27 protein-coding genes and 2 pseudogenes are annotated in these 26,402 nt (G+C 64.0%); 18 read left to right on the top strand and 11 right to left on the bottom strand.

Annotated features, from left to right (window positions below):
- Window positions 1-20: 20 nt before the first annotated feature.
- The 4 genes from AC1DRE_RS06225 (at window position 21) to AC1DRE_RS06210 (ending at window position 5,283) form a co-directional block, all read left to right on the top strand.
- On the top strand, window positions 21-1,385 hold the full coding sequence (locus AC1DRE_RS06225) for a right-handed parallel beta-helix repeat-containing protein (protein ID WP_476983806.1): 1,365 nt from the start codon (window positions 21-23) through the stop codon (window positions 1,383-1,385).
- Between the two features lie 100 nt (window positions 1,386-1,485).
- Window positions 1,486-2,580 (top strand): LacI family DNA-binding transcriptional regulator, encoded by a 1,095-nt coding sequence (locus AC1DRE_RS06220; RefSeq protein ID WP_476983805.1) that lies wholly within the window; start codon window positions 1,486-1,488, stop codon window positions 2,578-2,580.
- A 135-nt stretch (window positions 2,581-2,715) separates the two neighbouring features.
- Window positions 2,716-4,251, top strand: coding sequence for a glycoside hydrolase family 32 protein (locus AC1DRE_RS06215; RefSeq protein ID WP_476983804.1), 1,536 nt, complete (start codon window positions 2,716-2,718; stop codon window positions 4,249-4,251).
- A gap of 216 nt (window positions 4,252-4,467) precedes the next feature.
- Complete coding sequence (locus AC1DRE_RS06210; protein WP_476983803.1) at window positions 4,468-5,283, top strand: hypothetical protein; 816 nt, start codon at window positions 4,468-4,470, stop codon at window positions 5,281-5,283.
- On the opposite strand, the gene AC1DRE_RS06205 is transcribed toward AC1DRE_RS06210, so the two are convergent.
- Window positions 5,252-5,866, bottom strand: a complete 615-nt coding sequence (locus AC1DRE_RS06205) for a dTMP kinase (RefSeq protein WP_476983892.1) — start codon at window positions 5,864-5,866, stop codon at window positions 5,252-5,254. The genes AC1DRE_RS06210 and AC1DRE_RS06205 overlap by 32 nt on opposite strands.
- 309 nt (window positions 5,867-6,175) lie before the next feature.
- Here AC1DRE_RS06205 and AC1DRE_RS06200 point away from each other — a divergent pair, with 309 nt between their 5' ends.
- Window positions 6,176-6,652, top strand: coding sequence for a hypothetical protein (locus AC1DRE_RS06200; RefSeq protein WP_476983802.1), 477 nt, complete (start codon window positions 6,176-6,178; stop codon window positions 6,650-6,652).
- A gap of 48 nt (window positions 6,653-6,700) precedes the next feature.
- Here AC1DRE_RS06200 and AC1DRE_RS06195 read toward each other — a convergent pair whose 3' ends face one another.
- A complete protein-coding gene (locus AC1DRE_RS06195; RefSeq protein ID WP_104174676.1) occupies window positions 6,701-7,105 on the bottom strand; it encodes a DUF5997 family protein in 405 nt (134 codons plus the stop codon).
- 164 nt (window positions 7,106-7,269) lie between these two features.
- Here AC1DRE_RS06195 and AC1DRE_RS06190 point away from each other — a divergent pair, with 164 nt between their 5' ends.
- Window positions 7,270-8,019 carry a LysR family transcriptional regulator substrate-binding protein gene (locus tag AC1DRE_RS06190; protein WP_476983801.1) on the top strand — a complete coding sequence of 250 codons (750 nt, stop codon included), beginning with the start codon at window positions 7,270-7,272 and terminating at the stop codon, window positions 8,017-8,019.
- A 42-nt stretch (window positions 8,020-8,061) separates the two neighbouring features.
- Here the strand turns inward: AC1DRE_RS06190 and AC1DRE_RS06185 are convergent, their stop codons facing one another.
- From AC1DRE_RS06185 to AC1DRE_RS06175, 3 genes are all read right to left on the bottom strand, one after another.
- Window positions 8,062-8,397 carry a hypothetical protein gene (locus AC1DRE_RS06185; RefSeq protein WP_476983800.1) on the bottom strand — a complete coding sequence of 112 codons (336 nt, stop codon included), beginning with the start codon at window positions 8,395-8,397 and terminating at the stop codon, window positions 8,062-8,064.
- Between the two features lie 81 nt (window positions 8,398-8,478).
- A complete protein-coding gene (locus AC1DRE_RS06180) occupies window positions 8,479-8,679 on the bottom strand; it encodes a substrate-binding domain-containing protein (protein WP_476983799.1) in 201 nt (66 codons plus the stop codon).
- Window positions 8,633-9,049: a substrate-binding domain-containing protein gene (locus tag AC1DRE_RS06175; RefSeq protein WP_476983798.1), complete on the bottom strand. Its 417-nt coding sequence runs from the start codon at window positions 9,047-9,049 to the stop codon at window positions 8,633-8,635. Before AC1DRE_RS06175 ends, AC1DRE_RS06180 begins: the two co-directional genes overlap by 47 nt.
- Between AC1DRE_RS06175 and AC1DRE_RS06170 the strand changes: the two are divergent.
- A pseudogene (locus tag AC1DRE_RS06170) lies at window positions 9,047-9,568 on the top strand (sugar phosphate isomerase/epimerase family protein); the annotation flags it as partial. The gene AC1DRE_RS06175 and the pseudogene AC1DRE_RS06170 overlap by 3 nt on opposite strands.
- Here the strand turns inward: AC1DRE_RS06170 and AC1DRE_RS06165 are convergent.
- Window positions 9,534-10,754: a glycerate kinase gene (locus AC1DRE_RS06165; RefSeq protein ID WP_476983797.1), complete on the bottom strand. Its 1,221-nt coding sequence runs from the start codon at window positions 10,752-10,754 to the stop codon at window positions 9,534-9,536. The pseudogene AC1DRE_RS06170 and the gene AC1DRE_RS06165 overlap by 35 nt on opposite strands.
- A gap of 171 nt (window positions 10,755-10,925) precedes the next feature.
- Between AC1DRE_RS06165 and AC1DRE_RS06160 the strand changes: the two genes are divergently transcribed.
- A complete protein-coding gene (locus AC1DRE_RS06160; protein ID WP_476983796.1) occupies window positions 10,926-11,621 on the top strand; it encodes a GntR family transcriptional regulator in 696 nt (231 codons plus the stop codon).
- Window positions 11,622-11,628: 7 nt separating this feature from the next.
- On the opposite strand, the gene ykgO is transcribed toward AC1DRE_RS06160, so the two are convergent.
- Both ykgO and AC1DRE_RS06150 read right to left on the bottom strand, forming a co-directional pair.
- Entirely contained in the window at window positions 11,629-11,751 is a 123-nt protein-coding gene (gene ykgO, locus AC1DRE_RS06155) for a type B 50S ribosomal protein L36 (RefSeq protein WP_011693081.1), read from the bottom strand.
- Between the two features lie 53 nt (window positions 11,752-11,804).
- On the bottom strand, window positions 11,805-12,719 hold the full coding sequence (locus AC1DRE_RS06150; RefSeq protein WP_476983795.1) for a CobW C-terminal domain-containing protein: 915 nt from the start codon (window positions 12,717-12,719) through the stop codon (window positions 11,805-11,807).
- Between the two features lie 81 nt (window positions 12,720-12,800).
- Here AC1DRE_RS06150 and AC1DRE_RS06145 point away from each other — a divergent pair, with 81 nt between their 5' ends.
- A complete protein-coding gene (locus AC1DRE_RS06145) occupies window positions 12,801-13,142 on the top strand; it encodes a DUF3592 domain-containing protein (protein ID WP_476983794.1) in 342 nt (113 codons plus the stop codon).
- Between the two features lie 261 nt (window positions 13,143-13,403).
- Here the strand turns inward: AC1DRE_RS06145 and AC1DRE_RS06140 are convergent, their stop codons facing one another.
- Window positions 13,404-15,023 carry an IclR family transcriptional regulator gene (locus AC1DRE_RS06140; RefSeq protein ID WP_476983793.1) on the bottom strand — a complete coding sequence of 540 codons (1,620 nt, stop codon included), beginning with the start codon at window positions 15,021-15,023 and terminating at the stop codon, window positions 13,404-13,406.
- A 173-nt stretch (window positions 15,024-15,196) separates the two neighbouring features.
- On the opposite strand from AC1DRE_RS06140, the gene AC1DRE_RS06135 reads away from it, so the two are divergent.
- The 7 genes and pseudogenes from AC1DRE_RS06135 (at window position 15,197) to AC1DRE_RS06105 (ending at window position 22,136) form a co-directional block, all read left to right on the top strand.
- Window positions 15,197-16,513: an MFS transporter gene (locus AC1DRE_RS06135; RefSeq protein ID WP_476983792.1), complete on the top strand. Its 1,317-nt coding sequence runs from the start codon at window positions 15,197-15,199 to the stop codon at window positions 16,511-16,513.
- 9 nt (window positions 16,514-16,522) lie between these two features.
- Window positions 16,523-17,512, top strand: a complete 990-nt coding sequence (locus tag AC1DRE_RS06130) for a hydroxyacid dehydrogenase (protein WP_476983791.1) — start codon at window positions 16,523-16,525, stop codon at window positions 17,510-17,512.
- Between the two features lie 30 nt (window positions 17,513-17,542).
- The gene (locus AC1DRE_RS06125; protein ID WP_476983790.1) at window positions 17,543-18,184 is read left to right on the top strand and encodes an RraA family protein; all 642 of its coding nucleotides are present in this window, start codon (window positions 17,543-17,545) and stop codon (window positions 18,182-18,184) included.
- An 89-nt stretch (window positions 18,185-18,273) separates the two neighbouring features.
- Window positions 18,274-18,564 carry a hypothetical protein gene (locus tag AC1DRE_RS06120; protein WP_476983789.1) on the top strand — a complete coding sequence of 97 codons (291 nt, stop codon included), beginning with the start codon at window positions 18,274-18,276 and terminating at the stop codon, window positions 18,562-18,564.
- A 1,497-nt stretch (window positions 18,565-20,061) separates the two neighbouring features.
- A pseudogene (locus tag AC1DRE_RS06115) lies at window positions 20,062-20,190 on the top strand (LacI family DNA-binding transcriptional regulator); the annotation flags it as partial.
- 51 nt (window positions 20,191-20,241) lie between these two features.
- Complete coding sequence (locus AC1DRE_RS06110; protein ID WP_476983891.1) at window positions 20,242-21,129, top strand: LacI family DNA-binding transcriptional regulator; 888 nt, start codon at window positions 20,242-20,244, stop codon at window positions 21,127-21,129.
- 11 nt (window positions 21,130-21,140) lie between these two features.
- Window positions 21,141-22,136, top strand: coding sequence for an aldo/keto reductase family protein (locus tag AC1DRE_RS06105; RefSeq protein WP_476983788.1), 996 nt, complete (start codon window positions 21,141-21,143; stop codon window positions 22,134-22,136).
- Here AC1DRE_RS06105 and AC1DRE_RS06100 read toward each other — a convergent pair.
- Window positions 22,133-22,567 carry a transposase gene (locus AC1DRE_RS06100; RefSeq protein WP_476983787.1) on the bottom strand — a complete coding sequence of 145 codons (435 nt, stop codon included), beginning with the start codon at window positions 22,565-22,567 and terminating at the stop codon, window positions 22,133-22,135. The genes AC1DRE_RS06105 and AC1DRE_RS06100 overlap by 4 nt on opposite strands.
- 1,018 nt (window positions 22,568-23,585) lie before the next feature.
- Here AC1DRE_RS06100 and AC1DRE_RS06095 point away from each other — a divergent pair.
- A complete protein-coding gene (locus tag AC1DRE_RS06095) occupies window positions 23,586-23,996 on the top strand; it encodes a nuclear transport factor 2 family protein (protein ID WP_476983786.1) in 411 nt (136 codons plus the stop codon).
- Between the two features lie 419 nt (window positions 23,997-24,415).
- The gene (locus AC1DRE_RS06090) at window positions 24,416-25,201 is read left to right on the top strand and encodes a TM2 domain-containing protein (protein WP_476983785.1); all 786 of its coding nucleotides are present in this window, start codon (window positions 24,416-24,418) and stop codon (window positions 25,199-25,201) included.
- 78 nt (window positions 25,202-25,279) lie between these two features.
- On the opposite strand, the gene AC1DRE_RS06085 is transcribed toward AC1DRE_RS06090, so the two are convergent.
- On the bottom strand, window positions 25,280-26,299 hold the full coding sequence (locus tag AC1DRE_RS06085) for a LacI family DNA-binding transcriptional regulator (RefSeq protein ID WP_476983784.1): 1,020 nt from the start codon (window positions 26,297-26,299) through the stop codon (window positions 25,280-25,282).
- Window positions 26,300-26,402: the final 103 nt, after the last annotated feature.

Raw genomic sequence — 26,402 nt, 5'->3', positions numbered from 1 at the left:
CAGCACAAAGGGAAGAAGCTATGTCAAGCAACAACTGCTACGACGTGACTACGTGGCCCGTCGGCAATCCGTCCGAGGACGTCGGTGAAGTAATCAACAGCATCATCGCTGACATCAAGGACCGGCAGACGGTCACCGATGCGAACCATGGAGGAAAGCCAGGCGCGGTGATCTACATTCCGCCCGGGGACTACCACCTCCGCACGCAGGTGGTCATCGATGTCAGCTTCCTCAGGATCCATGGTTCGGGACACGGCTTTACGTCGTCGAGCATCCGGTTCAACGTTCCCGAAGACGAATGGCCCGACCTGCATGAGCTGTGGCCCGGAGGGAGTCGCGTTATCGTCGACATTCCCCTCGGCGGAGACGTGGAGGAGTCCAAGCGAGCCGCCTTCTACGTTGAGCGAAGCGGGAGCCCGCGGATCAGCTCGGTCGAGTTCTCCAACTTCTGCATCGACGGGTTGCACTTCAACGCGGATGGTTCGGGGATGCATCCGGAGAACACCTACGTCAACGGCAAGACCGGGATCTATGTCGCGAACGCCAATGACTCATTTCGGGTGAACGGCATGGGCTTCGTCTATCTTGAGAACGCGCTCACCATCTACAACGCGGACGCGCTTTCAATCCACGACAACTTCATCGCTGAATGCGGAAGCTGCATCGAGCTGCGCGGGTGGGGACAGGCATCAAAGATCACCGACAACCTGGTGGGAGCAGGCCCTAAGGGTCACTCGATCTACGCCGAGAACCATGGCGGGCTCCTGATAACCGCGAACAACGTCTTCCCCCGTGGTGCGAGCAGCGTCCATCTCAACGGCGTCACGCGGTCAAGCGTCACCAACAACCGTTTGCATTCGTTCTATCCCGGAATGCTGATTCTCGCGAATAGTTCGGAAAACCTCGTGGCCACGAATCACTTCCTGCGTGACCATGAGCCCTGGACGCCCTTCCTGGGAGTGGACAACGGACTGGACGACCTCAACGGACTTCTCTCTGTCAGCGGCAGCAACAACTCTGTCGTCGGCAACCACTTCTCCCAGATCATCGACGCACAGAGCATCCGGCCAGCAGGTGCGACGCCTGTCATCATCCGGCTCATGGCGGGGGTTGGCAACTTCGTCTCCAACAACCACGTGGTGGCGATGGACGTTCACTCCACGTCAAGTGACTCCTGCTTCGAGGCTCAAGTGGACGCTCTGTTGACCACCGAGGCTGCGAACGGCCTCGCCGTTACGGCCGTCATGGTCGATTCCGAATCAGCCCGGAATACGATCCTTGACTCCGGAACTGACGCCCAAGTTATCGCAGACAGGGCTGTTAACGCCTTGAGGGCCACACCCACCGTCGGTTTCCAGACGGCACCTGCACTTGTGGCCCAGTAACCCGCTCAGGCCCGGCGGGACCCAAGGGATCGCCATACGGGCTCCGGGACGAATGAGCCGAACGTAGTATCACCACCAACACCATGACGTGGGAGACCAAATGACCAATAGATCAGTCGGCATCAAGGACGTGGCGGCCGCGGCCGGGGTCTCTGTCACGACCGTCTCCCACGTCCTCAATGACGTTGCCTACGCTCGAGTGGGCGCAGGAACAAGGGAACGGGTCCACGAAGCAGCCCAACGGCTGGGTTACGGGCCCAACCGGCTCGCCCAGGCCCTGCGCACTCAACGCTCCGGGATGATCGGGTTCATCAGCGAGGAAATTGCCACCACCCCGCACGCAGGCAGGATCATCCTCGGGGCCGAGGAAACGGCTCGTGCCCGCGGGTACCGCATCATGATCATCAACTCCACCAGCACCAGCTCCCAGGATTCCAAGGAGAGCCAGGTGGCGGATCTGCTGGACCGGCAGGTTGACGGCATCCTGTACGCCACCATGTACCACCGGAAGCTGGCTGTCCCCAAGAACCTGGCTGGACTTCCGGCGGTCCTGGTGGACTCCGAAGACATCAGCCACACTGTTTCCTGCGTCATCCCCGACGAAATGGGCGGCGCAAGGTCTGCCGTGCAAACCCTGATCGACGCCGGGCACACCCGGATCGGGATGCTCAACAACACTGATGACGTGCCGGCAACATACTCACGGCTCAGGGCCTTCAAGGACACGCTGGCAGATGCCGGGCTGCCGTTCCACGAAGAACTGGTCCAGTCCGAGCTTTCGGAGGTGCCTGGCGGCCACCAGGCGGCCCTGCGCCTGCTGAAACCTGAAAGCCGGCCCACGGCCGTGTTCTGCTACAACGATCGCATGGCCATGGGCGCCTACAGGGCGGCCCGGGAACTTGGTCTTACGATTCCGGACGACATTTCCGTGGTCGGGTTCGACAACCAACAACTCATCGCCGAAAACCTCTACCCCGCGCTGACAACCGTCACCCTGCCCCACTACGAAATGGGCGCATGGGCAACCGAAAACCTGATCGACGCCATCGAGGGAAAAACGGACCTGCAGCTGTTCGCCGCTCACCCAACCGCTCTTCCCTGTCCCATGGTTCTTCGCGATTCCGTCGCCTCCCCAAGACGTCAGGGCGCTTCGAGTGGAGCAGCACTGGACTCACCTACGCTCGCCAACACCTGACCTCGAGCGCGTCCAGTAAAGGACGCGCCCAACCTTCCAAGGACCTCGAATGCACAGCTCCCCAGTTCCGCCACGCCCTGAAACGGATGTCGTCGTCGGCGACTCGGCGCGCCCAGACTTCCCGAAAGAACTCCGATGACTGAAACAACAACGCACCCTGCCGGCCCCGCCGAAGAAACAGCCCCCAACTTCCGGCCGATACTTCACTACACAGCCAAGAACACTTGGCTGAACGACCCCAACGGACTCGTGTGGCACCAGGGTCTCTACCACCTCTTCTACCAAAACAACCCCTTCGGCAACGTCTGGGGCAACATGTCCTGGGGACATGCCACCTCAACTGACCTTCTGCACTGGACCGAACACCCGGTTGCCATCGCCTGCGACGAGGAAGAAGACGTCTTTTCAGGCAGCATCGTGGTGGACCACGGCAATACATCGGGATTCGGCACAGTGGAACATCCGGCCTTGGTGGCCATCTACACGAGCGCCTTCAAGGAAGGCTCGGTGCACCAAGGGACACAAGCCCAGTCCCTCGCCTTCTCCACGGACGCCGGCATGACGTGGAGTAAATACGCAGGCAACCCGGTTCTTGGCCGCGGCTCGGCCCATTTCCGGGATCCCAAGGTGTTCCGCCACGAGGGACCGGCCGGTTCCTCCTGGGTCATGGTGGCGGTGGAGGCCCAGCACCAGCAGGTTGTGCTGTACCGCTCGGCCAACCTCAAGGACTGGGAATACCTGAGCACCTTCGGCCCTGCCAATGCGGGCGGCGGTGAATGGGAGTGCCCCGACCTGTTCCCGCTTCCCGTCGACGGAAACCCGGGCAACGTCAAGTGGATCCTGGTGGTCAACATCAACCCGGGTGCGGTGGCCGGCGGCTCGGGAGGGCAGTACTTTGTAGGCGACTTCGACGGGGTGGAGTTCACCGCCGACCCTGATTCGCTGGTTCAGGCGGATTCGCAGGGGAACACGGATCTCAGACACTGTCTGTGGCTCGACTGGGGACGTGACTACTACGCCGCCGTTTCCTTCAGCGATGCGCCGGAGAACCGCCGCATCATGATCGGCTGGATGAACAACTGGGACTATGCCAACTCCTTGCCCACGTCTCCGTGGCGCTCCGGGATGTCTCTTGCCCGCGAGGTCGAGCTCGTGACGGTGGACGGTTTGCCGCGCCTGGTGCAGCGCCCGGTGCTGCCGTTGGGCTGTAGGGAGCCGGCCCGCATCATCCGGGACCTGGAACTTCACGATTCCGCCTTGGAACTGCCAGACGCGGTGCCCGGATCAGCCCAGCTGATCGAGGCCGAGATCCTGCCCGGGACGGCCCGGACCGTTGCTTTCAGGCTTCTCGGCGCAGCGGGCGGGAGCGCCGCGACGGTTCTCAGCTTTGATGCCGTGACGAGCCGGCTCAGCCTGGATCGCCGCAACTCCGGAAACACCGCCTTCCACGGAAAGTTCGCGTCGGCTGAGTGGGCACCCGTGAAGCTCGACGGCGGCGTGCTAAGGCTGCGTGTGATCGTCGACCAGTGCTCGGTGGAGGTCTTCGCCCAGGGCGGCAGGGTTGTCCTGAGCGATCTGGTGTTCCCACTGTCCGGGAACCGGGGCACCGACGTGCGCGTGGAAGGCGGCACGGCCATTGTGCGGAAACTGGCCGTCACGGCCTTGTCCTAAAGACACCACCGCTTGCGGCTCCCACCCACGGCCTGTTCAACGGTCCGCAACGGGAGCACAATGAGTCCACCTTTACCTTGGTGGTGATGATGCGTGGCGCTGGCAGTCGTGGTCGGTTGCACGTTCTTGCTGTTGGTTGCCGTGGCCATGGTCATCGCCTGGGGAGGACGCTCCGTAAGGGGGCCGCGAGGGCCCGAGTCGACGGAGGATCCTCCGGTGCCTTCAACAGCGGACGCAGGGGGTGTCGCCGCGGAGGCCCGCGTTTCGGCACTGCGCGGCTACCTCTGGTGGGCCAACGTGGCAACGGTGGCCGCCCTCGCATCCGGGATCCTGGTGGCGTGGGCCGGCGGCAGGCTGGCGATGCGCATACTGGCCGCCACCTCGCCGGCCTCGGCCCAGGGGCGGCTGACCGAGGCGCAGGCCAACGTGGGATTTCCCACCATTGAGGGCAGCATTGCCCTGCTGTTCTTCGGGGGACTCCCGGCGGGCTTCACTGCCGCGTTCATCTATGTGCTGCTCCGCCGTTGGCTCCCCGCCGGAAGGTGGGCGGGACCGGTGCTTGGAGTGCTGCTTCTCCTGGTCTTCGGCGCCTCCGTGGAACCGTTCCGGGCCGACAATATCGACTTTGCGATTGTGGGTCCGGGCTGGCTGTCCGTGGCGCTCTTCTCCGCGCTGGCCATCCTGCACGGTGCCGTTGTGGCCGCAGTGGCGGGCACACTCAGCGGGCGCCTTCCGCTGCCCTCCCGACAGAACTGGAAATACTACCTGCCGCTGCTGGCGGCCGTCGTGTTCGTGCCCGCGGGCGCGGTGCTCGGCATCGGTGCGCTGGCGGTCATCGTGTGGGCCCGGCTGGCTGCAGTCTTCCATGCCAGGCGGCTGCGTGCCGGCAACAGGGTGCGTGCGGCCGGGCCGCAGGGTGCCGCCCGCCGTAGAGGGGCCATTGACTGGGCAGGGCGCGGGATTCTCGGCATGGCAGCGGTGGCGGCCTTGCCTGTCTTCGTCACTGCAGTGACGTCGATTGTCTCGCGCTGATCGGCCCTGCCCCGCCGGCGGCAGCGTTGATTGCGTCAGTGAGTGCGTCCAGCACCTCGTTTTGGGCGCCGCCGGCATCGATCCGGAGGAATCCGGGGAACTCCGGGAGGGCACGGTAGCCCTCGCTGAGCGCTGTCAGTTCCTCGAGTGTTTCCGTGTCGGTCCCGCGCAGCAGGATGCGTTCCAGGGCCTGCTCCGGAGCGATGTCGAAGTGGATCACGAGGTCCGGTCCGGGCAGGTGCCGGAGGAGCCAGGGAAGGAACCGGCCGCGCGGAATCCCGCGGACGCTGCGCAGCCCAAGCTGGCAATAGATGTGGCGGTCCATGACCACCAGGCCGGGAAACCTGATGGCGCGGGTATGTGAAACCACCACATTGAACGTCCGGATCACGGTTTCCAGGGCATCCGCCAGCCGGGGGTTAAGGGGGATTCCAGAGCGGGCCGACCACTGCGTCAGGTTCCGGCGTCCGGCATGATTGCGCAGGAGCAGCGCCTTGCCGCCGGCCAGACGAGCAGCTTCCACGGCTCCGCGGGCGGCAGTGGTCTTTCCGGCACCGTCAATTCCGGTCAGGACAATCAGCAGAGGTGGCTCGTTTCGTTGGGCGGCAGCTCGTGCGCCGCAGGTCGGGTGGTGGAGGTTGCGCGTTGGAGGTTGTGTGTCGGGAGCGGGGGGCTGGCGCCGGGTGTCACTACTTCAACGAGGGACCCGCCCCTGTTGTCCCCCACGGTCGCCGGCGGTTGTCGGGATTGCGGCCCGGCGGGGGCTCCGGGCTGTGCTGGCTCAGGGGCGGCGGCGAATCTTGTTCGCTGTTCGCCGTCCGGATTTCATCCGCCGTTAATGGCGGCCTTCTAGTGTGGTTCCTCAGGCACCATCCGCTAGAAGGGATCCATCATGGCCGACATTGCCGCTGTGCTGGGACGGCTCACCCCGGAAGAGCTCGACGACCTCCGGGTCCTCGGCCCGCAAGGGCATCTGACCAGGCAACTCGTCGACGCCCTGGACAGGGCGGCTGGCGGGTCAGGTGCGGGCCGCGGGTACTACGTGCCCACCGGAAGTGTGAGCGCAACGGGCGGACCGCATCTTGTGCTGCGCAGCGACGTTTCCGCCTGGCTGTTCGGAGCAGCCCCGCAGATTCCGCACGGACAAGCAGCGGACGCCGCAGCCGGGACGTTGCCGACAGGTACCGACTGGTCCGAGCTGCGCCCCGGCGACAGGGTGTCCATCGTGCGCGGCAACCGCGTTACGGCCTCGGGCATCGTGGACACCATGACCGAGGATGCCTCCACGGTGTGGGTGCTCTTCGACGGTGTTGCACCGCGGCGCATGTTCCACCGAGGCGACCCGGACGAACTGCGCCCCGTGCGCTAGTTTCCCTGTCAGCGGCGTTGGGCATCTCCCACACCGCAACTACAGGACCTACTCGGCCTTGGCGCGGGCTTTCTTGGCGTCCTTCTTGGCGGCCTCGTCCTTCACGCGCTGGGCTTCGGCGCGGACTGCGGCGTGCGTGGAGCGCTCGGTGACCAACCAGGCCGGGGGCGCCTGGAGCAGCGCGGTTATTTCCGCCGACGTAAGGGCTTCCTCGACGCCGCCGCGTGCCAGGCCGCTGATGGATACGTTCAGCTTCTGAGCCACCACCGGGCGGGGGTGCGGGCCGTTGCGGCGGAGTTCGGCCAGCCACTCCGGCGGGTTGGCCTGGAGCTCGGCGAAATCGGCGCGGGTGATAACCGAATCCTGGAACTCCTGGGGTGTTGCGGGCAGGTAGATGCCAAGCTTCTTGGCAACGGTGGCCGGCTTCATGGACTGGGAGTTTGCAGAGGTCATACTTCAAGGGTATCCGGCGGGCCGCCTGCAAGGCACCAACGCAGTGCCAATACAGCACCAACGCGGTGCAAATAGCGGACCAGCGCAGCACCAGCCCGCGCCAGCCGGGCACCGTGCGCCCTCGGCGCGGGGCCATCCTGCAGCTCTGGCGGTACTGTGAACGTGTGTCCGCTGAAGAAGAATTCCCGCAAGCACCCGCACCTTCGGAACCGGAAGGGCGGGGGCTGCGCTTCGCGTACGTTGCCGGCGTGACGCCGGGGAAATGGATCCGGCGCTGGGAAGAGCGGATGCCGGACGTTCCGCTGAGCTCCTTTATGTCCGACGACGGCGCGCAGCTGTCAGTCCTGCGCGACGGCGCCGCGGACCTCAGTTTCGTCCGCCTCCCGGTGGAGCGCGAGGGCCTGAACGTGATTCCCCTGTATGAAGAGCAGCCCGTGGTAGTTGCCCCCAAGGGCCACGAAATTTCGGTGTTCGAAGAGGTGGCACTGGCAGACCTTGCAGCCGAAACGTTCCTGGACGTGACTGGGCTTGGCGGGCCGGAAATGGCGTTGCAGGTGGTTGCCTCCGGCGCGGGGCTCGCCATCCTGCCGATGTCGGTTGCGCGCCACTTCAACGTGAAGGATACGGTGGCGCGGAAGCTCACCGGCGCCCCGACCACGCAGATTGCGCTTGCCTGGTCCAGCGAGCCCAACGACCATGCGCCGGACGAGGTGATTGAGGAGTTCATCGGGATCGTCCGCGGACGGACCGCCCAGAGCTCCCGCCAGCCGTCGGCGCAGGTTGAGAAGCCCAAGAAGGAACCGAAGCCGGACCGGCGGGGGACCGGTGTCAAGAAGCCCAAGGTTGCCCAGCGCTACGCTCCCAATCCGGATAAAGGCCGCGGGAAGGGTTCACGCAAGAAGGGAAAGCGCTAAGGCTCCTGCCGTGGGCTGCGCAGTTTTTTGACGCCGCGGCCCTTAGGCGGTGCAGGCGTCCTTCAGGGCTGTGACGGACTCAGCGGGGACCTGGTCGCCGGCTTCGGCGATCTGCCGCAGGGGAGTGGTGATCTCCGACGGCACGCCTGCGGTCTCCGCCCCGGCCGCAAGGCCACCCAGCACTTCCTTGTCCTTGACGCTGACGAGCCCGTCTTCCACGAGTGTGCAGATCTGGCCCTTGACCTGGTCGGCGGCTGCGGTGCCCACCTGGGATGCTCCGTCGCTCACGGCCTTTTCGGCTGCTCCCTGAACCTGACCACAACCGGCCAGCACAACGATGAGGGCGGCAAAGGACAGGGTGGCGAGGCTGAATTTCATGCTTCCACCCTAACAAGGGCTTCCGCGCGTCGGCTCAACCGGGTGCCGGCGGCCCGAATCCAAGCCGCCTGCGCCGCTGCGTCAGCCGGAGGCGCGGCCCGTGGTGCCGCGCACGATCAGGGCGGGCGCGATCAGCTTGCGGCCGGGTCCGAGGGCGGGGTCCTGGATCCGTGCCAGCAGGGTGTTTGCGACGTCAACGCCCACCAGGTCGCTCCGGTTGTCAACGGAGGTGAGGTCAAGGTACCGGGATTTGGCCAGCTGGGAGTTGTCGTAGCCGATCACCAAAAGGTCTTCCGGTACGGACAGGCCCCTGGCCTTCGCGCCGGTGCGCGGCCGCCCCGTCCGAACCGGAAAGGTGCCCGATGCGGGTGTGGCCGAGCTTTAACAGGTGGCTCGCCGCCAAGCGGCCGCCGCCGTCGTCGTCGTTCGTGATGAGGTCGGCGCCGGCCGGAACACCGTGACGCCAGCCTGCGACGACGGTGGGGACCCAGGTGCCTGAAAGCATTGCCTCGCTGGGTTCGGCGGCGATCACGAGACCCGCGACGTGCATGGCCAGCAGGCCCTCTGTCGCCTCCTTGATCCGGTTCTGCCCGGGCCGCGAGTCCGCCACGGTCACCTGGTAGCCGTGCGCCGCCAGCGCGGATTCCAGCACCCGCAGAATGTTGTGTTCAACACCGCCGATGTCCACAAGCTCATCGAGCTGACCGGCGCCACGCACGTTGGCGTCGAGCTGGACGCCTCGCACCTGTTCTGGCAGCAGATGGATCCGGTGGCGGTGGTCCGTGAACTCGGTCCGCTGGTCTTCCCGGCCGCCGCGAAGGACGTCCGCGTCAACGCCGTGAACGCCGCGCTCTACGGCGTCCTGGACAACAGCTTCCGCCGGCTTGCACCGGAGGAAGACCGCACTAACGTCGGCGGCGACGAGTGGGCCAATGATTGGCCCAAAAACTCGGCCTGGGACTTTGTGGCCCTCGGCCGCGGACACGACACCGCGTATTGGACCGAATTCCTGCGCGCGCTGTACGAGGTGGACCCGAACATGCTGGTCAACATCGAGCACGAGGACACCTCCCTGGGCCGGATCGAAGGCCTTCAGGTGGCGGCCAAGGTCCTGCGGGACGCGGCCCTGGCCCTGCCTACTCGGTGGCGAACGCCGGCGCGTGTGCCTTGACGTGCTGGATGATGTTCCGGCCGGCCTGTTGCAGGGCTTCGGCTGCCAAGCCGGGGTCCCTGGACGTGTCGTGTGCGGTGATGTCGGTAAGGGCCACAACTCCGGACAGGCCCAGCTCGCTGGCTGCTTCCGCGTCGAGCAGCGAGGTGCCGACTGCCGCCCACACCGGCGTGCCAGCGGCGCGCGTACAGACGGCGGAGATGAGTTTGCCGTCCGATGTCTGGGCGTCGAGGCGGCCTTCCCCAGTCACCACCAGGTCGGCCTGTTGCGCGAGCCTATCGAAGCACAGGAGGTCGAGGAAGTAGTCCGCTCCGGAGACGAGTGATCCGCCCAGAAGCAGCAGTCCGAAGCCGATGCCTCCCGCGCCGCCCGCACCCGGAGTTCCGGCGAGGGCCTCGGCGTCGATCCCCGAAACCGGCCGGCAGGCGTTGACCAGACGATCCAGTCCGCGGTCCAGCAGCGAAACCTGGGCGGTATCCGCCCCTTTCTGCGGCCCGAAAACGTGTGCAGCACCCTGCAGTCCCCGAAGCGGGTTGGTGACGTCGCTGGCGCCGATGATTGCTGTTCCGCCGAAATCGAAAACGCCGCCCAGGTCCACCTGGACGATCCGGTCCAGTGACCTGCCGTCCGGTTCCACGGGGTTCCCGTGGGCATCACGGAATACCGCGCCCAGGGCTGCCAGCATTCCGGCGCCTCCGTCGGTGCTGGCGCTCCCGCCCAGGGCCACCACGATTCGTTCAGGCTTGAGCTGAGCGGCTGCCAGCATGGCCTCACCCAGGCCGCGGCTGGAAGCCGACAACGGGCGCAGCGCCCCCCGCAGGGTGGCCAGGCCGCACGTCCCGGCCACCTCGACGACGGCAGTGGTCCCGTCAAACGCGATCTGCGTCTCCGTCAGTTCTCCGTCTGCGCCGGTCACCTCGGCTGTTTGCGGCTGTGAGCCGGCGAAGACCGCCGCCTCGACGCTGCCGTCCCCGCCGTCGGCCAGTGGCAGGACGGTGACCTCAAGGCGGGTGCCGTTTGCGGCGGACTCGATGCCTGAGCGGATGGCGCCAGCGACGCCGATCGCGTTCAGGCAGCCCTTGAATTTGTCCGGTGCAATCAGGATGCGGACCGGGCGCGCTGCCTCCGGCAGGGCCTCGGCGCGGGAATCGTCGGTTCCGTGGGTGCTATTGGCGGATGGCAGCATTCTGGTGGTCTCCGGTGTGGTCGGTGGAGGAGGATTTGGCTATCGTCAGCCTCGGATTGTCTAACAAGTACACACGATTCCACTTTGATTGTCTAGCAAGTGCACATGGCTAGCAGGTAGTCTTGTCTTTGCCACTGACGTAATATTTGTTCCGAGACTGAGGAGAGAGCCGTGGCCACGCAGCTGATGACCGTTTCCATCGTTCAGGCGATCGCCGACGATATCCGCTCACGGATTCTGCGCGGGGAGTACCCGTCGGACACGTCCTTCACGGAGACGGATGTGGCCGCCCGGTACGAAGTCGCCAGGCCTACAGCGAAGGCCGCGATAGAAAAACTGGTTTCCGAGTCACTCCTGGAACGCCGCACGAACAAGACTGCAAAAATCATGACGCTGGGACCGGACGACGTCCGGGACATCTACCTCACCCGGGCGCGCCTGGAGAAGGCGGTGTTGCTGGAGCTGGCGGAGTCCCGCACCGTGCCACCGGCCGCCGCCGCCGCCCAGCGCGACCTGGAGAGGGTTGACGCGGGTTCCGGCCTGGACACCGTGGACCCTGACATGCGGTTCCACATGGCGCTCGTGGACAGCATCGGCAGCCCCCGGACCAGCCGGATGTACGAATCCCTCGTCTCGCAGGTGAGGCTATGCATGGCACAAGTGCAAGGTTTGGAGCTGGTCCAACCCGAGCGCATTGTCAGGGAGCACCAGCACCTGCTCGACCTTATCGAGGCCGGCGACGGGCCGGCTGCCACGGCATTCCTGGAGGAGCACCTGAGCCGGCCCCGGGAACGGCTGGTCGCAGCCGTGGGCGGCGTCCCCGGTCCTGAGGCCGACCTCGGGTCGTCACTGGACGCGCAGGGCTAGGCAGGCCCTAGCCCTGGCGGGCCTTCATCCGGGGATTCTTCTTGTTGATGACGAAGGTCCTGCCGCGGCGCCGCACGATCTGCGCCCCCGGTATCTTCTTCAGTGCCCGCAGTGAGTTCCGTACTTTCATGGGTGTTTCTCCTTTTACTTGGGTGGCGGAGTGGGGGTTGTGGCCAGCCTCGGTTAGGAGGTCAGGGTGAAGTCGAACGGGTCGGGCAGGTCCGCGGGGCGCGCGTCCATTTCGGCGTCGGTGAGCTGGCAGTCCTCAAGCAGCCGGGCGAATTCCGCCGGGTCGAGGTGTTCGCCGGTTGCCGCGATGACGGTTCCACGATCGCCATGGTCGGAGTGCCAGTCCAGGGAGGGATCGCGGTCCGTTGCCCCACTGGCCGGGAACTGTGCCGCTTGATCGGCCAGCCAGGGGCCGGTGTTTTCGAGCCAGACGCGGGGTCCGATTCCCTGGATGGCGATCCTGCAGTCCGGGGCCGTCGCGATCCACAGCCGGCCGCGCAGCCAGCAGCAGCCCTCGGTCAGCCTTGCCAGGGCGTCCCGGAAGCGTTCGGCGTGGAGTGGGCGCTGGACTCGCTGTGTAACGGTGACGAACGGTGAGGCATCGCTGAAGGCGAGTTCACCGATCAGGAATTCTCCGGGCGTGCGCTGGTCCTCCGGCGTCGGCGTGAACCCGGATTCGAACAGGGTGTGGTGGTCCCAGATATGGTCCTCGAGGGAATCCGGTGCGCACGCCAGCATCACAGAGCGGACGGTGAACCGGCTCGTCAAACCCTGTTTCAGGGCGCTGACCGCCGCCGCGGCGGGGACCGCGGGCGGCAAAGCGATGATGATGTGCTCCTCGCCGCGGGCGAGCAGGCGTTCGACGGTCGGGACCACATCCATGCGCACCGTGCAGCTCAGGCATCCGTGCTCCAGGCGGGTCTCCTCGCGGTCCACGGGGGCGTTGGGGCTGAAGATGCGGCGGACGACGACGCCGTCGTCCAGCAGGTCATGCACAACGAGCATGGCCGCAGGATGGGCAGCGGCCAGCACTTCGCAGGCACGCCGGCGGCACAGGACATCGAGGGAACTGACAACAGTAAGAAGCATGCCTCCACTCTAAATGAGAATGGTTCGCATTTACAACTGTTCCTTCGCACCCCATAAGTTGCCGTCATTGTTACCGGAAGTGTGGCTGGATGGAGCGACGGGGCCGGCGGCACGAGCAATCGCCGTCGCTACTGGGTGCCGGTGCAGGCCACCGTCACCGGAAACCTGCACGGCGCAGACGGCCCAGCCAGCAGCGGCATGCACCGCTTTGCCCCGTCCTACGAGTTCCACGACGCCCACGGCCAGCGGTGGCTGGGCCAGGCGGATATCTACGGCCCGGACCAGGAGATCATCGGCACTACCATTCCAGTGATCTACAACCCGGCCAACCCCGCTGAATCTACGCGCCCGGCCCATTTCGCCAAAGGCCGGTTGGCTAGGTGCAAGCCCAAGCCTGTCGGCAGGCATTCCTGCAGAACGTAGGGCTGGGCGGCAACGTCCTCTTGCGCTGATGAGGGAGTCTGGGGTGCCTGAAGGCTGGAAGCCGGCAGCGCTATGTCTTGGACTTGGGAACTGTTCTATTTCGCTGTCCCGCAGTGGTCAGGTGGAGACAGGAGAATCTCAAAGTGGTCCAATTAGGGGCATCAGTGCGTGGCCGCGGGTGTGTCATTCCGCACCCCGCAACGCTCGTGCCTGTCTCACAACCATAGGGATACGAGGCGTCTCACGAAGTGGCTACGCTATTTACCTAGAGGGTGCGTAATCCTGCTGGAGGTGTTCCGACGCCGGGGAATGTTGCCCTTGGTGGGTTTCGCGACTGAAATTTTCGGTGGACAAGAGGCGCGTTATCTTCGCGGCACTATGGAGCACGGCCGCGGCCAGGTCGTTGCTGATGACGTTTTCCATGCGGTAGCGCGGCACGGTGATGGTTATTGATCCGCAGATTTTGCCGTTGATGAAGAAGGGTGCGGCGGTGCCGTATGCCTCGGATATTCGTTCGCCTTCGCCAGTTGCCCAGCCGCGCGCACGGATCTGCTCCAACTCGGCCTTCAGGGCATCGGGATTGGTGAGTGTGCGTTCCGTGAAGGGCTCTAGAGTAATTTCGTCGCAGACCTGTTGGGGAAGGTACGCGAGGATTGCCTTACCTGCCGCTCCGGCGTGTAGCGGTATCCGTGAGCCTGGTTCTGAGACGTACCGGACGCCACTGGCGGCCGTGGTGTGGGTCGCGGCGACGTGGGCAGCTCCGGATTTGGGGTCCAGGAGTGCCAGACCTGCCGTCTCCCCTGTTGCCTCTGAAAGTTCGCGAAGGTCATCACCGATAAGTTCCGTCAGGGCAGCGTGAGGACCCAGTGCTGCGGCCCATCGCAGCAGTGTGGGACCCGCAGCCCAAGCTCGTGGTCCAAGCCGGCTCATCAGTCCGGATTCACCGGCGGACTCAGCGAGCCGTCGTGATGCCACAGATCCGGCGCCAACAACCGAGGCGAGCTGGCCCGGTCCCAGTGCAGCCAGGGGCCTGAGGCACAGCTCTGTCAGAAGGCGGGAAATACGCTCGATGAGGGTTGAGGAAGCGCGTCCTTGATTATCGGGGGTTGCCGTCCGGGTGGTTTGTGCCTGCAGGGCAGTCTCAAGTTCAGCCGCTGCTCGGCGCAGAATCTCTGCTGCTTGGGGAACTGCAGTTTCGTCGAATTCATTTCTGGGCCTGGACAACGAGATTGACCCTATGAGGTGATCGTTCAGGCTGATGGGCACGGCGAGTCCGGCGGCGTCCGGGATGTGCTGGCCAACGCTGACCACAGCGCCGATGGACGAGTATGCGCGCAGGGCCTCCTCGACCCGGGCCCTCGTGTCCATAGAGTCGTCCGTAAATTTCTTCAGATGCTCGGGCAGGCCCTGTGTTCCGCGGCGGGACAGGATCGCCAGCCCCAGGGCGCCGGCATGGATTGGGAGCTTGGTCCCGGCCTTGAGGGTGTACCGAACCGGGGAGTCAGGCTCGGAGGAAATGAGGACAAAACACTCTTCAGGCTGATGAGAAGCGACTGCCAAGAGCGCGGTAGCGCCTGTTTCCTTGCTCAGCTGGGAGAGGATGCGGGCGCCATCAATGAACAGGGGATGATGTTCGTGCAGCGTTCGGGACAGCACTTTAAGTCGCGGGCCGACGATGTATGCCCCACTGACGTCCCGGGAGACAAGGCGCTCCTCAACCAACTTGGCCAAAATCCTGTTGACCGTGCTCCTGCTGGCACCCAGCTGCTCGGCAAGCTCTCGCACTCCCCAGCCATAACTGATGCGGCCTATGAGAGCCTCAATAACCTCGAAGACCTCGATAGAACCATCGCGCTGACCAGGGGCGTCCGCTTGTTCCATTTCCGCAGTATCTCACGCTCCCGTCGCCCCCGTTTCAGGTGAAGCAGTCACATTATGAGGGCCCGCAACTTTCGGACCTTGACAGTGGCGCAGAACACATGCATTCTTATATCAATCCCGCGAATGAGACATCGTCCCATTTATCTAATATTCTAAGACAGAGAGGTCTTCGAATGACCATTCCCACATTGGCAGTCCCGGACGCTGCACGGCGCACCAAGGCCAAGAAAGCCACTGGCGTTGCTGCTTTCGGCACGTTCATCGAGTACTACGACTTCAGCGTCTACGGCTACGTTGCCGCGACCCTGGCCATCGTCTTCTTCCCCGGCGATGACCCTGTCATCGGACTGCTGAACACCTTGCTGGTGTTCGGCTCGGCATTCATCGTCCGTCCCCTCGGCGCCGTGTTCTTTGGCCGCCTAGGTGACCGCATGGGCCGACGGACGAGCCTGATCGCAAGCATCACCTGCATGGGTGTTGCGGCTACGCTGACCGGCCTGCTGCCGGGCTACGCGCAGATCGGGGTGCTCGCACCGATCCTGCTGGTGCTGCTACGCATGCTGCAGGGCTTCTCCACCGGTGGTGAAATCGGCGGTGCAGCCGCGTATATCCACGAATGGGCTGCACCGAACCGCCGGTCCCTCTTCGTCTCACTCATCCCCAGCATCGCCCAGCTCGGCAAGGGCCTCGCCGCCGGCCTGGCAGCCCTCGCGGCGGCAATGATGCCCGCCGCCGACCTGGCAGCGTGGGGCTGGCGTATCCCATTCCTCCTCGCCCTGCCCCTCGGGATCCTGTGCCTGGTCATGCGCCTGAAAGTCGAAGACAGCCCGGAGTTCCAGGCCATCAACAAAACCACGGAAGGTACCTCCAAAGCTCCGTTCAAGGAAGTCATGACCAAGTACCCCAAGGCACTGGCCAAGGTCACCTCCATTTCCCTCGTGCAGAACCTCGGAACCTACATCGGCACCGTGTTCGTGGCCGTCTACTTCAGCGAAGTCCTCGGCTTCACCAAGGGCGAAGCCTCGACCATCGTTCTCATCGCGGTCCTGTTCGCCGCTCTCCTGATCCCCATGGCCGGCCAGCTCGGCAGCCGCATCGGCAGCAAGAAAGTCCTGCTCTGGTCCTACGTGGCCTACGTCGCCGTCACCATCCCCTCCTTCGCCATGATGAACCAGCACTCCTTCGTCCTGGCACTCCTGGGCCTCGGCCTGGGCATCATCCCCTACGCTCTGTGCCAGGCCGGAACCTACGGCGCGATGCTCGAGTTCTACCCCACTCGGGTGCGCCACACGGGCGTCGCGTTTGGCCACAGCGTCGGAGCCGTCATCGGCGGCGGCGCCGGCCCCTACCTGGCCACCTGGCTCATCGACCTGACCGGCAACACCTTCGTGCCCGCCTTCATCCTCGTCGGTGCAGGCGCCCTTGGACTGCTGGTTGTCGGCCTCACGGTCAGGGCTAACTCCGACCCTTCTTCCCATCTCTACCGTTAGGCCCGCACCGTGACCGAAATCTACATTTCCGACGTCATCCACGAGGACGTCCTGGCAGACATCCGCAAGAACGCCCTCGTGCACGTCGGCTACGGCCCCGACAAGGTCAGCTACCTCGATATCAGCGAGAACGTTGACGCCGTGATCCTGCGGGCCGAGACGTTCACCCGCGGCATGATTGAAGCCTCACCACGATTGAAGATCATTGCCCGGCATGGTGTCGGCACTGACAATGTCGATATTCGAGCAGCATCGGAAAATGGCGTCTGGGTGACCAGCACCCCGGGCTCGAACAGCAACGCCGTCGCAGAACACGTCTTCGCGCTCCTGCTCTCCCTGACCCGCCAGGTCGTCCCGGCAGCAAACCGCGTATTGGACGGAACCTGGGCCGAAGGCCGCGGCGACCTCATCGGCTACGAACTCTCCGGACGTACGCTCGGAATCGTCGGCTTCGGTGCCATCGGCAAACGCGTAGCGGCCATCGCCAAAGGATTTGGCATGCACGTGCTGGCCTCGGACCCGATCGCCACCGCTGAAGAGGCAGCAGCGGCAGGGGCTGACCTCGTCGAACTCGACACCCTCTACGACGGTGCGGACATCATCACTCTGCACGCGCCGCTGTTGCCGAGCACCCGGCACATGATCGGCGGCCGCGAGCTGGGACTGATGAAGAGCACCGCGGTGGTCCTCAACACCTCACGCGGCGGCCTGATCGACGAGGGTGCCCTGGTGAAGGCACTGCTCGCCGGTGACATTGCCGGCGCAGCCCTGGACGTCCTCGAAGCCGAATCGGTCGACATGAGGGACCCGCTGGCCCAGAACCGCCTCCCCTTCGGGGAGGTACCGAACCTGCTCGTGACCCCGCACGTCGCCGGCCAGACCCACGAAGCGTTCCTCGCAGCAGGAACAACGGCCTGGGCCGAGGTCCAGGCCGTGCTCGCCGGTGAAAACCCGACATTCCCCGTCAACGCCAACGCCCTGCGCCCAGTCGCCGCCTAAGCCTCCCGGCCTTTAGTCAAGGAACCCAACGTGTACATCAACGCCTCTGCCGAAAACATCACCGTCTACCCCGAATGGCCACGCCCCGCGCAGGAACTCGTCCAGGCACTTGCGACCTTCCCTCCGGCCCTGATCGGTGACGTACGCAAACGCCTGGACATGATGTCAGCGGACATCCGCTGCCTCACCCCCGGCGCACGGCTGGCCGGGACCGCCCTCCCCATCCAGATCTGGGAAGGCGACAACCTCGCCATCCACCGCGGACTCGACGAAGCCAAACCCGGGGACGTCCTCGTCATCTCCGGGAACGGCGTCACCAACCGGTCCGTGTTCGGGGGCATCCTCGCCGAAATCTGCCTCCATAAAGGCGTCACGGGCGTGATCGTCGACGGGGCTGTCCGTGACATCGAAGAGATGAACGAGATGGGCCTTGCCGTCTTTGCCCGCGCCGTGGTTCCCGCCGGGCCCTCCAAGAACGGCCCCGGGTACGTCGGCAAACCGGTCGCGTGCGGCAACGTCGTCTGCAACCCAGGTGATGTCGTCATCGGCGATCAGGACGGCATAGTGGTCATCCCCCAATCAGAACTCAACGAAACCCTTCAGGCCCTCCCCGCCCAGGAAAACCTCGAACGCCAGATCCGCGACCGGATCAAGGAAGCCGTCGCCTCCTAGAGGCCACCACGGCTCTCTCCCCGCCGACAAGAGTGGCAGCGACCCGGCATGGGCCGCTGCCACTCTTTTAGACGAAAACCGGAAAGCCCATGACACTGAACCGAGTAACGCCGCGTAAACACGGTGACTGGAGCCTGTTGATCAACGCTTTAGTGGAAATCCGCCAAAACGGCCAGGTGATCAGAACCGGCCTTGTCGAAGACGTCATGCCCGACTCCTCTGCACTCTGGCTGGCGGCCGACCGCACCCACCCGCGCCAAATGTTCGAAGCGTGCCAAGGCCACCAGGTGTGGGTCACGCCACAAGCACTCTCCGGCGAACTCAGCTGCCGGATGACAACCAGACAGATCTTCGGCAAGAACCCCACAAGCTGCACATAAGGCCCCGGCCGGCTATTGCCACCCGCGGTACCCGCTACGAGCTGTCTTACTTTCTTTGAACCTGGGCGGTCCTAGTGCTAGGCCGGGACACTGGGGGGTATAGGGGACAAAGTCGGGTAAGTACTGCCAGCTGGAGTCAGGGTACGACGGATAACCGGGAGGAAATTCACGAGAAACGATGTCTGGTTCGCGGTGACAGCCGGAATGCCGGTGGCAACGACCCCGGCAGCCCACGTAGCTACCGGCGTCTGGCCTAATGTGCCATGTCTGCTGCCGTGGTAGCTGGCTACCGCAGGCACCAGCCACTTCTCCAACTCCGGCAGAGTCAGTGCGGCCATGTTCTCGGAGTCATACCGGCCTCGCTCTCCCGGGTTGGAGAAAGTTGTCCCAGGGAGCTCGTGGATTTTGCTCATGGCCGTCCCTATCACGCGTTCGACAATGCCGCCGTAGTGGGGTTGTCCAGGAGGTCGATAGGACAAACGGATGCCGTGCTGCTCACAGCCACGCCGCAATGCCTCGCTCTTGAACTCCGCCGCGTTATCCACTTGGGCTTACCGCTCATCGGCCACTCCACATCCACGCCGAGCTGCTCAAGCCACGGCCGTTTGTCACCGATGGCGTGAGCCAGGCACCGTCCCACCGACACAGCCGATGGTGGTTCCAGCGTGAGAACCAAGCCGACAAGGGCCCGACTGAAAACATCAATGGCGACGGTTAAATATGAGCGGCCAATCGATCGACGCTCGCGTTCGTCCACGATGACCAGGTCTATGACGGTGTGATCGATATGTACCTATTCCAAGATCGAACCAATTATCGGCACCTCACCGCCAGCGGACTGCAGCGGCCTCACAGCATCACGGCCCTCCCTGCGTCGTCCGACCTCAACCGGGTTGAGCATCGAGATGCGCCGGGTCACCGTGTTTCTCGTCGGAGCCTTCATTCCCTGGGACGCGCAGGCCCGGACGATCTCCCGGTGGAGTGCCGCCGCGCTCAGTTTCTGTCATGTCAGGAACCGCCGGCGGATCAGGTCACGAATGATTTCCTCAACAGGTTCATGCAGGCGGTTTCCGCCCTTGCCACCGGTGGAACGATGGACCCCGAGATCAGTTACAGACCTGCGCCTTGGCGGTAACGGCCCAACAACGTATAAACCTGACGCCGGGAAACGCCGAGCTCCAAAGTTGCCTTGTCAGCGGCAACAATCCCCGTGATGCCTCGCTCGGCCAACGGGCCGATCACCGAAGCTCGAATCCTGGCCCGTTCCCATGCGGCGTCTGACATCGTCAGCTAGGAGTACCGAACAAAAGCACTTTCGTGCAGGGATGTATCGACCGGCCAGCGTTCAGAAGTCCTGTTCGCAGATCCTGGATGCTTCTATGTTCCGTCAAGCGGCTCAGGCCGATTGGTTAGGACGGCAAGGGGCGCGGCGAGACGTGTGCGCGATATTTTGCAAGCGCTTGCGCTAATTGTCGGACTGTATGTAACCTGAACTCCATGGCCATTAGTGTTGAAGCGGTTGCGGAACGGGCCGGGGTGTCTGTATCTACGGTTTCTCGCGCACTGCGCTCGGTTCCTGGCGTTTCCGCCGCCACTCGCAAGCGCGTGCAAAATGCTGCCGACGAACTAGGTTATTCGGCGTCTCCGGCTGCATCGCGGCTTGCGACGGGGCGGACCATGACAGTGGGCATCGTGGTACCGATCCTGGCTAAGTGGTTCTTCGGAAAGGTCATCGGTGAAGCCACGCATACGCTCAGGGAAGCCGGATTCGATGTGCTCCTTTTCGAACTGGCCACCCCTGGGCAGCGAGAGCGGTTCTTCGGTAGTGCGCATCTGCACGGCCGAACTGATGGGGTCATCATCATGGCCTTGCAGCCCAGTGAAGCGGAGCTGGAAACACTCACCGCCCAAGGCCAGGCAGTGGCGTTGCTGGGCGCTGAAGCGCAGGGCATCGGATCAGTATCCGTGGACAACGTCGGCGCCGGGCGGGCTGCCGTGAGGCATCTGCTAAATCTCGGCCACGAACGGATCGCGTTCATCGGTATCCGTGATGATGAAGGCAGCAACCTCGGCGGTGTACCTCCCTTGCAACGGCTCACGGGCTATCGGGAGGCCCTCTCCGAAGCCGGACTGGCCCCGGACAGCAAGCTTGAACAGTTTGATGAGAACAGTGTCGCCGGGGGTGCCGCTGCCATGTCGCGGCTGCTTGTCGCGGAACAGATCCCGACAGCGGCTTTTGTCGCCTCCGATGAGATGGCCTTCGGTGCTCTCAAAGTCCTCCGCAAGGCAGGCTTGGACGTTCCACGGGATTTCTCCGTGCTGGGGTTCGATAATCACGAACTCTGTGACGTCGTGGACCTGACAACCATGGACCACGAAGTAGCTGAACAAGGACAGGACGCCGCCCGGATCCTCCTGGCCATCTTGAATGGACGGCCCCCTGCCGCCCTCCTGCGCCCGGCGCGCCTGGTTGTCCGGGAGACCACCGCGCCTCCCCGTACCCTTCGTTCAACTGCGAGCACCCCGGATTCTCCTCATTCCGCCGGACTCTCCGGCACCCCCTGAAAGGAACCTTCATGCAATACCGCAAACTCGGCACAAGCGGCATGTACGTCAGCGCCATAGCACTGGGCAACTGGGCTACGCATGGCGAAACTGTGGACCAGGATCTCGCCACAAAATGCGTCCGCAAAGCGCTGGATCTGGGCATCACCACTTTTGATACCGCGGACGCCTATGCAGGCACCAAGGCTGAGTCCATGCTCGGTGAAGCCCTAAAGGGAGTCCGCCGCGAAGGCGTGGAGATCATGACCAAGGCGTTCTTCCCCACGGGATCGGGCAAGAACGACCGCGGCCTGTCCCGTAAGCACGTCATGGAATCAATCAACGGTTCGCTGAGACGTCTGCAGACGGACTACGTCGACGTTTACCAGGCTCACCGCTACGACTACGAAACCCCGCTGGAGGAAACCATGGGGGCCTTCGCGGACATCGTCCATGCCGGTAAAGCCCACTACATCGGCGTGTCCGAATGGACCGTGGAAGAGATCCGTGCCGGCGCAGCGCTGGCGGCCGAACTGGGCATCCGGTTCGTGTCCAGCCAACCGCAGTACAACATGCTCTGGCGCGTGATCGAGCCCGAGATAGTGCCGGTCTGCGAAGAACTCGGGATCAGCCAGGTTTGCTGGTCACCGCTGGCCCAAGGCGTGCTGACCGGCAAGTACGGCGCCTCCGCTGTTCCGGCCGGTAGCCGTTTTAGCTCCGATGACGGCGGGGTGAAAACTGAACACAAGTTCATGCAGCCCGAAGTTCTGGAAGCAGTGGAGAAGCTCAAACCGATTGCCGCAGATCTCGGCATGCCCTTGGCCACCCTTGCCGTCGCCTGGGTCTTGGCCAACCCCAATGTCGCCGCGGCGATTGTAGGCGCCAGCCGTCCCGAGCAGCTCGAAGACACGGTCAAAGCAGTTGACGTGGTCCTGGACCAGGACACCTTGGACCTGATCGACGGCGCCTTGGGCGACGTCGTCGAGCGCGACCCCTCCAAGGTGGAGTCGTTCCCCCAGCGTGTCTAAGTCTGGGCCGCCGCAACTCTGCCAGCGCCGGTGTCGACGCTGTTGAGCTGCCGGAAGATTTGCCGGGTGATGTAGCGCTTGAGGCTGCGGATAATCTCCTTCTTGGTGCGTCCTTGGCCTGTTCGCCTGGCTACGTAGTCTCTGGTGGCTTGGTCGCGGTTCATTCTGATGAGGGCGATGGTGTAGATCGCCTTGTTGAGTTGGCGGTCACCGCCGCGGTTCAGCCGGAATCCGGTGGTGCCACCTGATGAGACCGGGACGGGGCAGGTGCCGGTCAGGGCTGCGAATGCGGCTTCGGAGCGTACTCTTCCGGTGTGTGACCAGGCGGTGAGGATGATTGCGGCAAGGACCGGGCCGATTCCGTTGACATTCAGAAGATCCGGCTGGACTTGCTGCACGAGTGTTTCGAGTTCTGAGTGGTTCTTGGCCATCTGTTCCTGGAGGGTCAGGATCTGCTTGGCAAGGCGTGTGGCTTCGCGGCGGCAGGTTTGGACTCCGAATTCCTCATCCCTTTCTCTCCAGGCTGCGATGGTCTGGATCTATGTGACGGTTAAGGGTTTGCGGGCATCCATGCCGAGGTCCACGATGCGTAGGAGGGCCGTCAGAGCGTTGATGGCTGCGGTGCGTTCGCGGGTCATGGATCGGCGCGCATTTGTGAGGACTCGGAGTGCCATCTGGTTCTGGCCCGACCGTGGTTCCCCGAGACGGTGGGTTGGGGAAGCTTAGAACGGCTCGTGCTGCGCGGGTTGCGTCGATGGAATCGGATTTTCCCTGGTGCCTGCCAAGCCGTTGGTTAGGGACTGGCGCTTCGGTGACTTGGAAGCCGGCGTCGGAGGCTTGTTGCCTGAGTTTCGCACCGTACGATCCTGTTCCCTCCATGGAGAGTAGAACCTGCTTACGGGAAGCGTCGGTGCGCCGCAGGATTCAGGACAGGGCGCGATTGCCTCCGGTTGCGGTGGCCGGGAATGTTTCGTTCGCGATCTCTCCACCGCTTACGGTGTCGATGATGGCGAGGGTGTGGGTTTTGGCGTGGGTACCAATGCCGACGACGAAGCCGAATGCTCTGCCACAATCATCTGTTCCTCCTTGGTGCCGGGAACGCAAGCGCGTCGGTGGGTTACGGTGGCAGGTCTGTAATGGGCCACACCCGGTGCGCGGGAAGGCATGCTTCTAATCAGGCCAGCGCTGTAGACAGAACCGATGCTGGGCCCGGCCAGGGTGGACATATCCAAGAAAGCGCACTCCGGAAAGCTCAGTTCGGAGGCAAACCCATGGGTGAGTCACACCCCAGCCCGGCCACAGCACCAGACTGCCAGCCGCTCACTGAGCAACCGGGTAAAGACTTACAGAACCATGGGGAAGTTTGTGCAGTCAGCTTCTGAAAACGACACCGATGGTTTCTTCCTGTCCCCTCGGGTGCCGACGAACACGATTCCTTGGAGGTCCGGTGTGAGCGACCGAGACGATTTCATGACTTGGGTTGGCTCCCGACTCAAAGACGCCGAGATCGCATTGCACAACGGGGATGCCGGTCCGCGGTTTGCGATCTGGTCGCGCAGGGCGCCGGTCACGGTCCTGGGCGCTTGGATGTCAGGCACCGGACCCGAGGAGGTGGGGAACATCTTCCGCCAGTTGGAAAGCTCCTTCTCGGAATGCACGTCGTACTCGCACGAAATCATCGCGGCCGACGTGGTCGGGGACATCGCCTACACCGTTGGCTACGAGCACACGAGTGCCTCGGTGAACGGAGAGCCGAGGACATATACCCTCCGTGTAACCCAGGTTGACCGCCGCGAAGACGGGGAGTGGAAGGTGGCCCACCGCCACGCCGACACGGTGGTGCAGCCGGAAGCGTCGTAGGGAGCCCGGCCGGCGAGCGGGAGGTCAACTACACCACCCACCCCGGAACAGGCCGGATCCTCACCGCCAGCGTCGGAGCGGGAAGGGGCATCCGCGAACCGGCAGGGTCATCAAGGTTACCGCGGACCCCCGAACCGTCGTTTAGACTTTTCGAAGCATCATCGGTAATGGGGGCAGCCGATCATGGATTCCCCGTGCTATGAGCGCCATCGGCCAGCAGAAACGGGAATTTAAGAACTATGAGTCACCCCAGTTACCCTCATTCGCCCCAGAATGACGCCGGAGCAGGAGCTCCCCCGATCCCGCCGGCCGGCTTCGGAGGGCAGTACCCGGGCGGACAGCAGGGCGGCTACCAGCCAGGACCCGGCCCGGGCCCCTATGGACACGTTCCCTACGCCAATGGTCCGGGGAAGTCCTTCGTGACCACCTGGATTCTGTCCCTCCTCCTGGGCGGCCTGGGTGTGGACCGCTTTTACCTGGGCAAGATCGGCACCGGCGTCGCCAAGCTGCTGACTGCCGGCGGATTCGGCATCTGGTCCATCGTGGACCTGATCATCACTCTGACCGGAAGCGCCAGGGACAAGGATGGCCGTCCGTTGGAAGGCTACCCGGAGAACAAGAAGATGGCATGGATCGTCACCGGCGTCGTCTGGGTCGTCGGCTTGATCGTGGGAACCGTGGTCACGCTGGCTACCATTGCGTCCACCGCCGCCATGGTGGAGGAACTTCAGAAGTCCCCGGCAGCACAGTCTGCCGCTGCAAAGGACCCTGCAGCTACGGAAGCGGCGCCCGCTCCGTCCTCGGGAGCCGCCAACGATGCGAACTCCTTCGTGGTCACCGTGTCCGAGGGCAATACGGTGAAGGTCAGCGTCACTGACTCCGTCTATGTCACTGAGATTCCCACCCAGTCCTACCTGAAGCCGAACAACGGAGGCTTTCTCCTGGTGGAGGTCTCCTGGGAGACGCTGACCGGAAGCAGCAGCTCCAACCCTGCAAACTTCGAGGCATACGATGCAGACGGCAATGAAGGCGAACGTATCTACCTGGAGGAGGGGAGCCTGCCGACCGAAACGAACAGCCAGGTTGGGCAGGTCCACAGCGGGGTAATTGCGTTTGACATCAAAAACGGTCCGACCACTATCGCGATCATGGATGACTTCGGCGACAAGGCATCGACCTTCACCCTGACGGCTCCGGTCGGTTAGCAGTCGATTCTCCGGCAAGAACCCGCGGCCCCGTTGTGGACGGCGGGTTTTTTGTTTTCACTGTGGTCGGCGTTCCGCTCAGGTGCGCCTGGGTGGGCCGCTGGATTCGCGGGGAATGAGTGTCGGCATGGCGCGGCGTATGTGCGGTTCCTTGCCGGGGTTGACGATGAGGTCTATGGCGGTGCCGGCGATCTGGTCCAGAGGGACGCGAACGGAGGACAGGGGAGTGGGGAGCCTCGCCGAGAGCGGTATGTCGTTGTAACCGACGAGCGCCAGTTCGTCTCCGATGGTGATGCCGGATCGGTGGGCGGCTGCCATGATCCCCATCGCAATGTTGTCATTCGCGGCGAACACGGCGGACGGGCGTCCCCCGGGTTTTTTCGCCAGCAGCGCTTCTCCTGCCGTGTATCCGTTTTCGATACCGTAACCGGCGGCGATCAGCCACTCGTCCCGCGCGTCGAGGCCTGCTTCTTCCATCGCCCGGCGGGCGCCGGCGAGGCGGGCGATGCCCGTGGAGGTGAAGGCTGGGCCGGTGACGACGGCGATGTCCCGGTGGCCTAAGTCGATGAGGTGGCGGACGGCCAGGTAACCGCCTACTTCATCGTCCCCCAGTGCTGATGGGCTCTCGCCGTCGGTGCGCAGCACGAGGGCGTGGGCCACGCCGCGTTTCCGCAGCAACCGGGGGAGTTCGTCGTCGAGCCGGGCCGTGGCCAGGATGAGCCCGTCGACATTTCGGTCGAGGAGTGTTTCCGCGGCCCGGCGTTCATCGTCGGGGTCGTCGCCGCTGGTGGCGACCATGGCGAAGTAGCCCCGGGCTGCTGCGGCGCGCTCCAGTTCCTCGAACATCAATGCCATCACCGTGTCGCTCAAGCGTGGCACGAGCACTCCGAGCGTGCGGGTTTCGCCCCTGCGCAGGCTGGAGGCGAAGGAGTTTCTGCGGTACCCAAGCTCCTCGGCGACCTTGCGGACATGCGCAGCTGCCGCTGACCGGGAGGCTGTGCCGCGCTCGTCCAGTGCGCGGCTGGCGGTCGAAAGACTCACGCCGCTGGCGGCCGCAACGTCCCTGAGGGTGACGTTCGTGCCTGGAGCCGGTTCCATACGAATTCTCCTGTTCGGGGTGGTCTTAGTAGACACTCTATTTCCTCTTGTTCGGAACTTTCCCCTTGACAGTGACGTGGGCCACGCCGCAGAATGAAAACGT

The sequence above is a fragment of the Arthrobacter sp. P4_H3 genome (assembly GCF_056400885.1).
The sequence above is the reverse complement of the archived record's forward strand: the minus strand, read 5'-3'. Positions and strand labels throughout refer to the sequence as shown.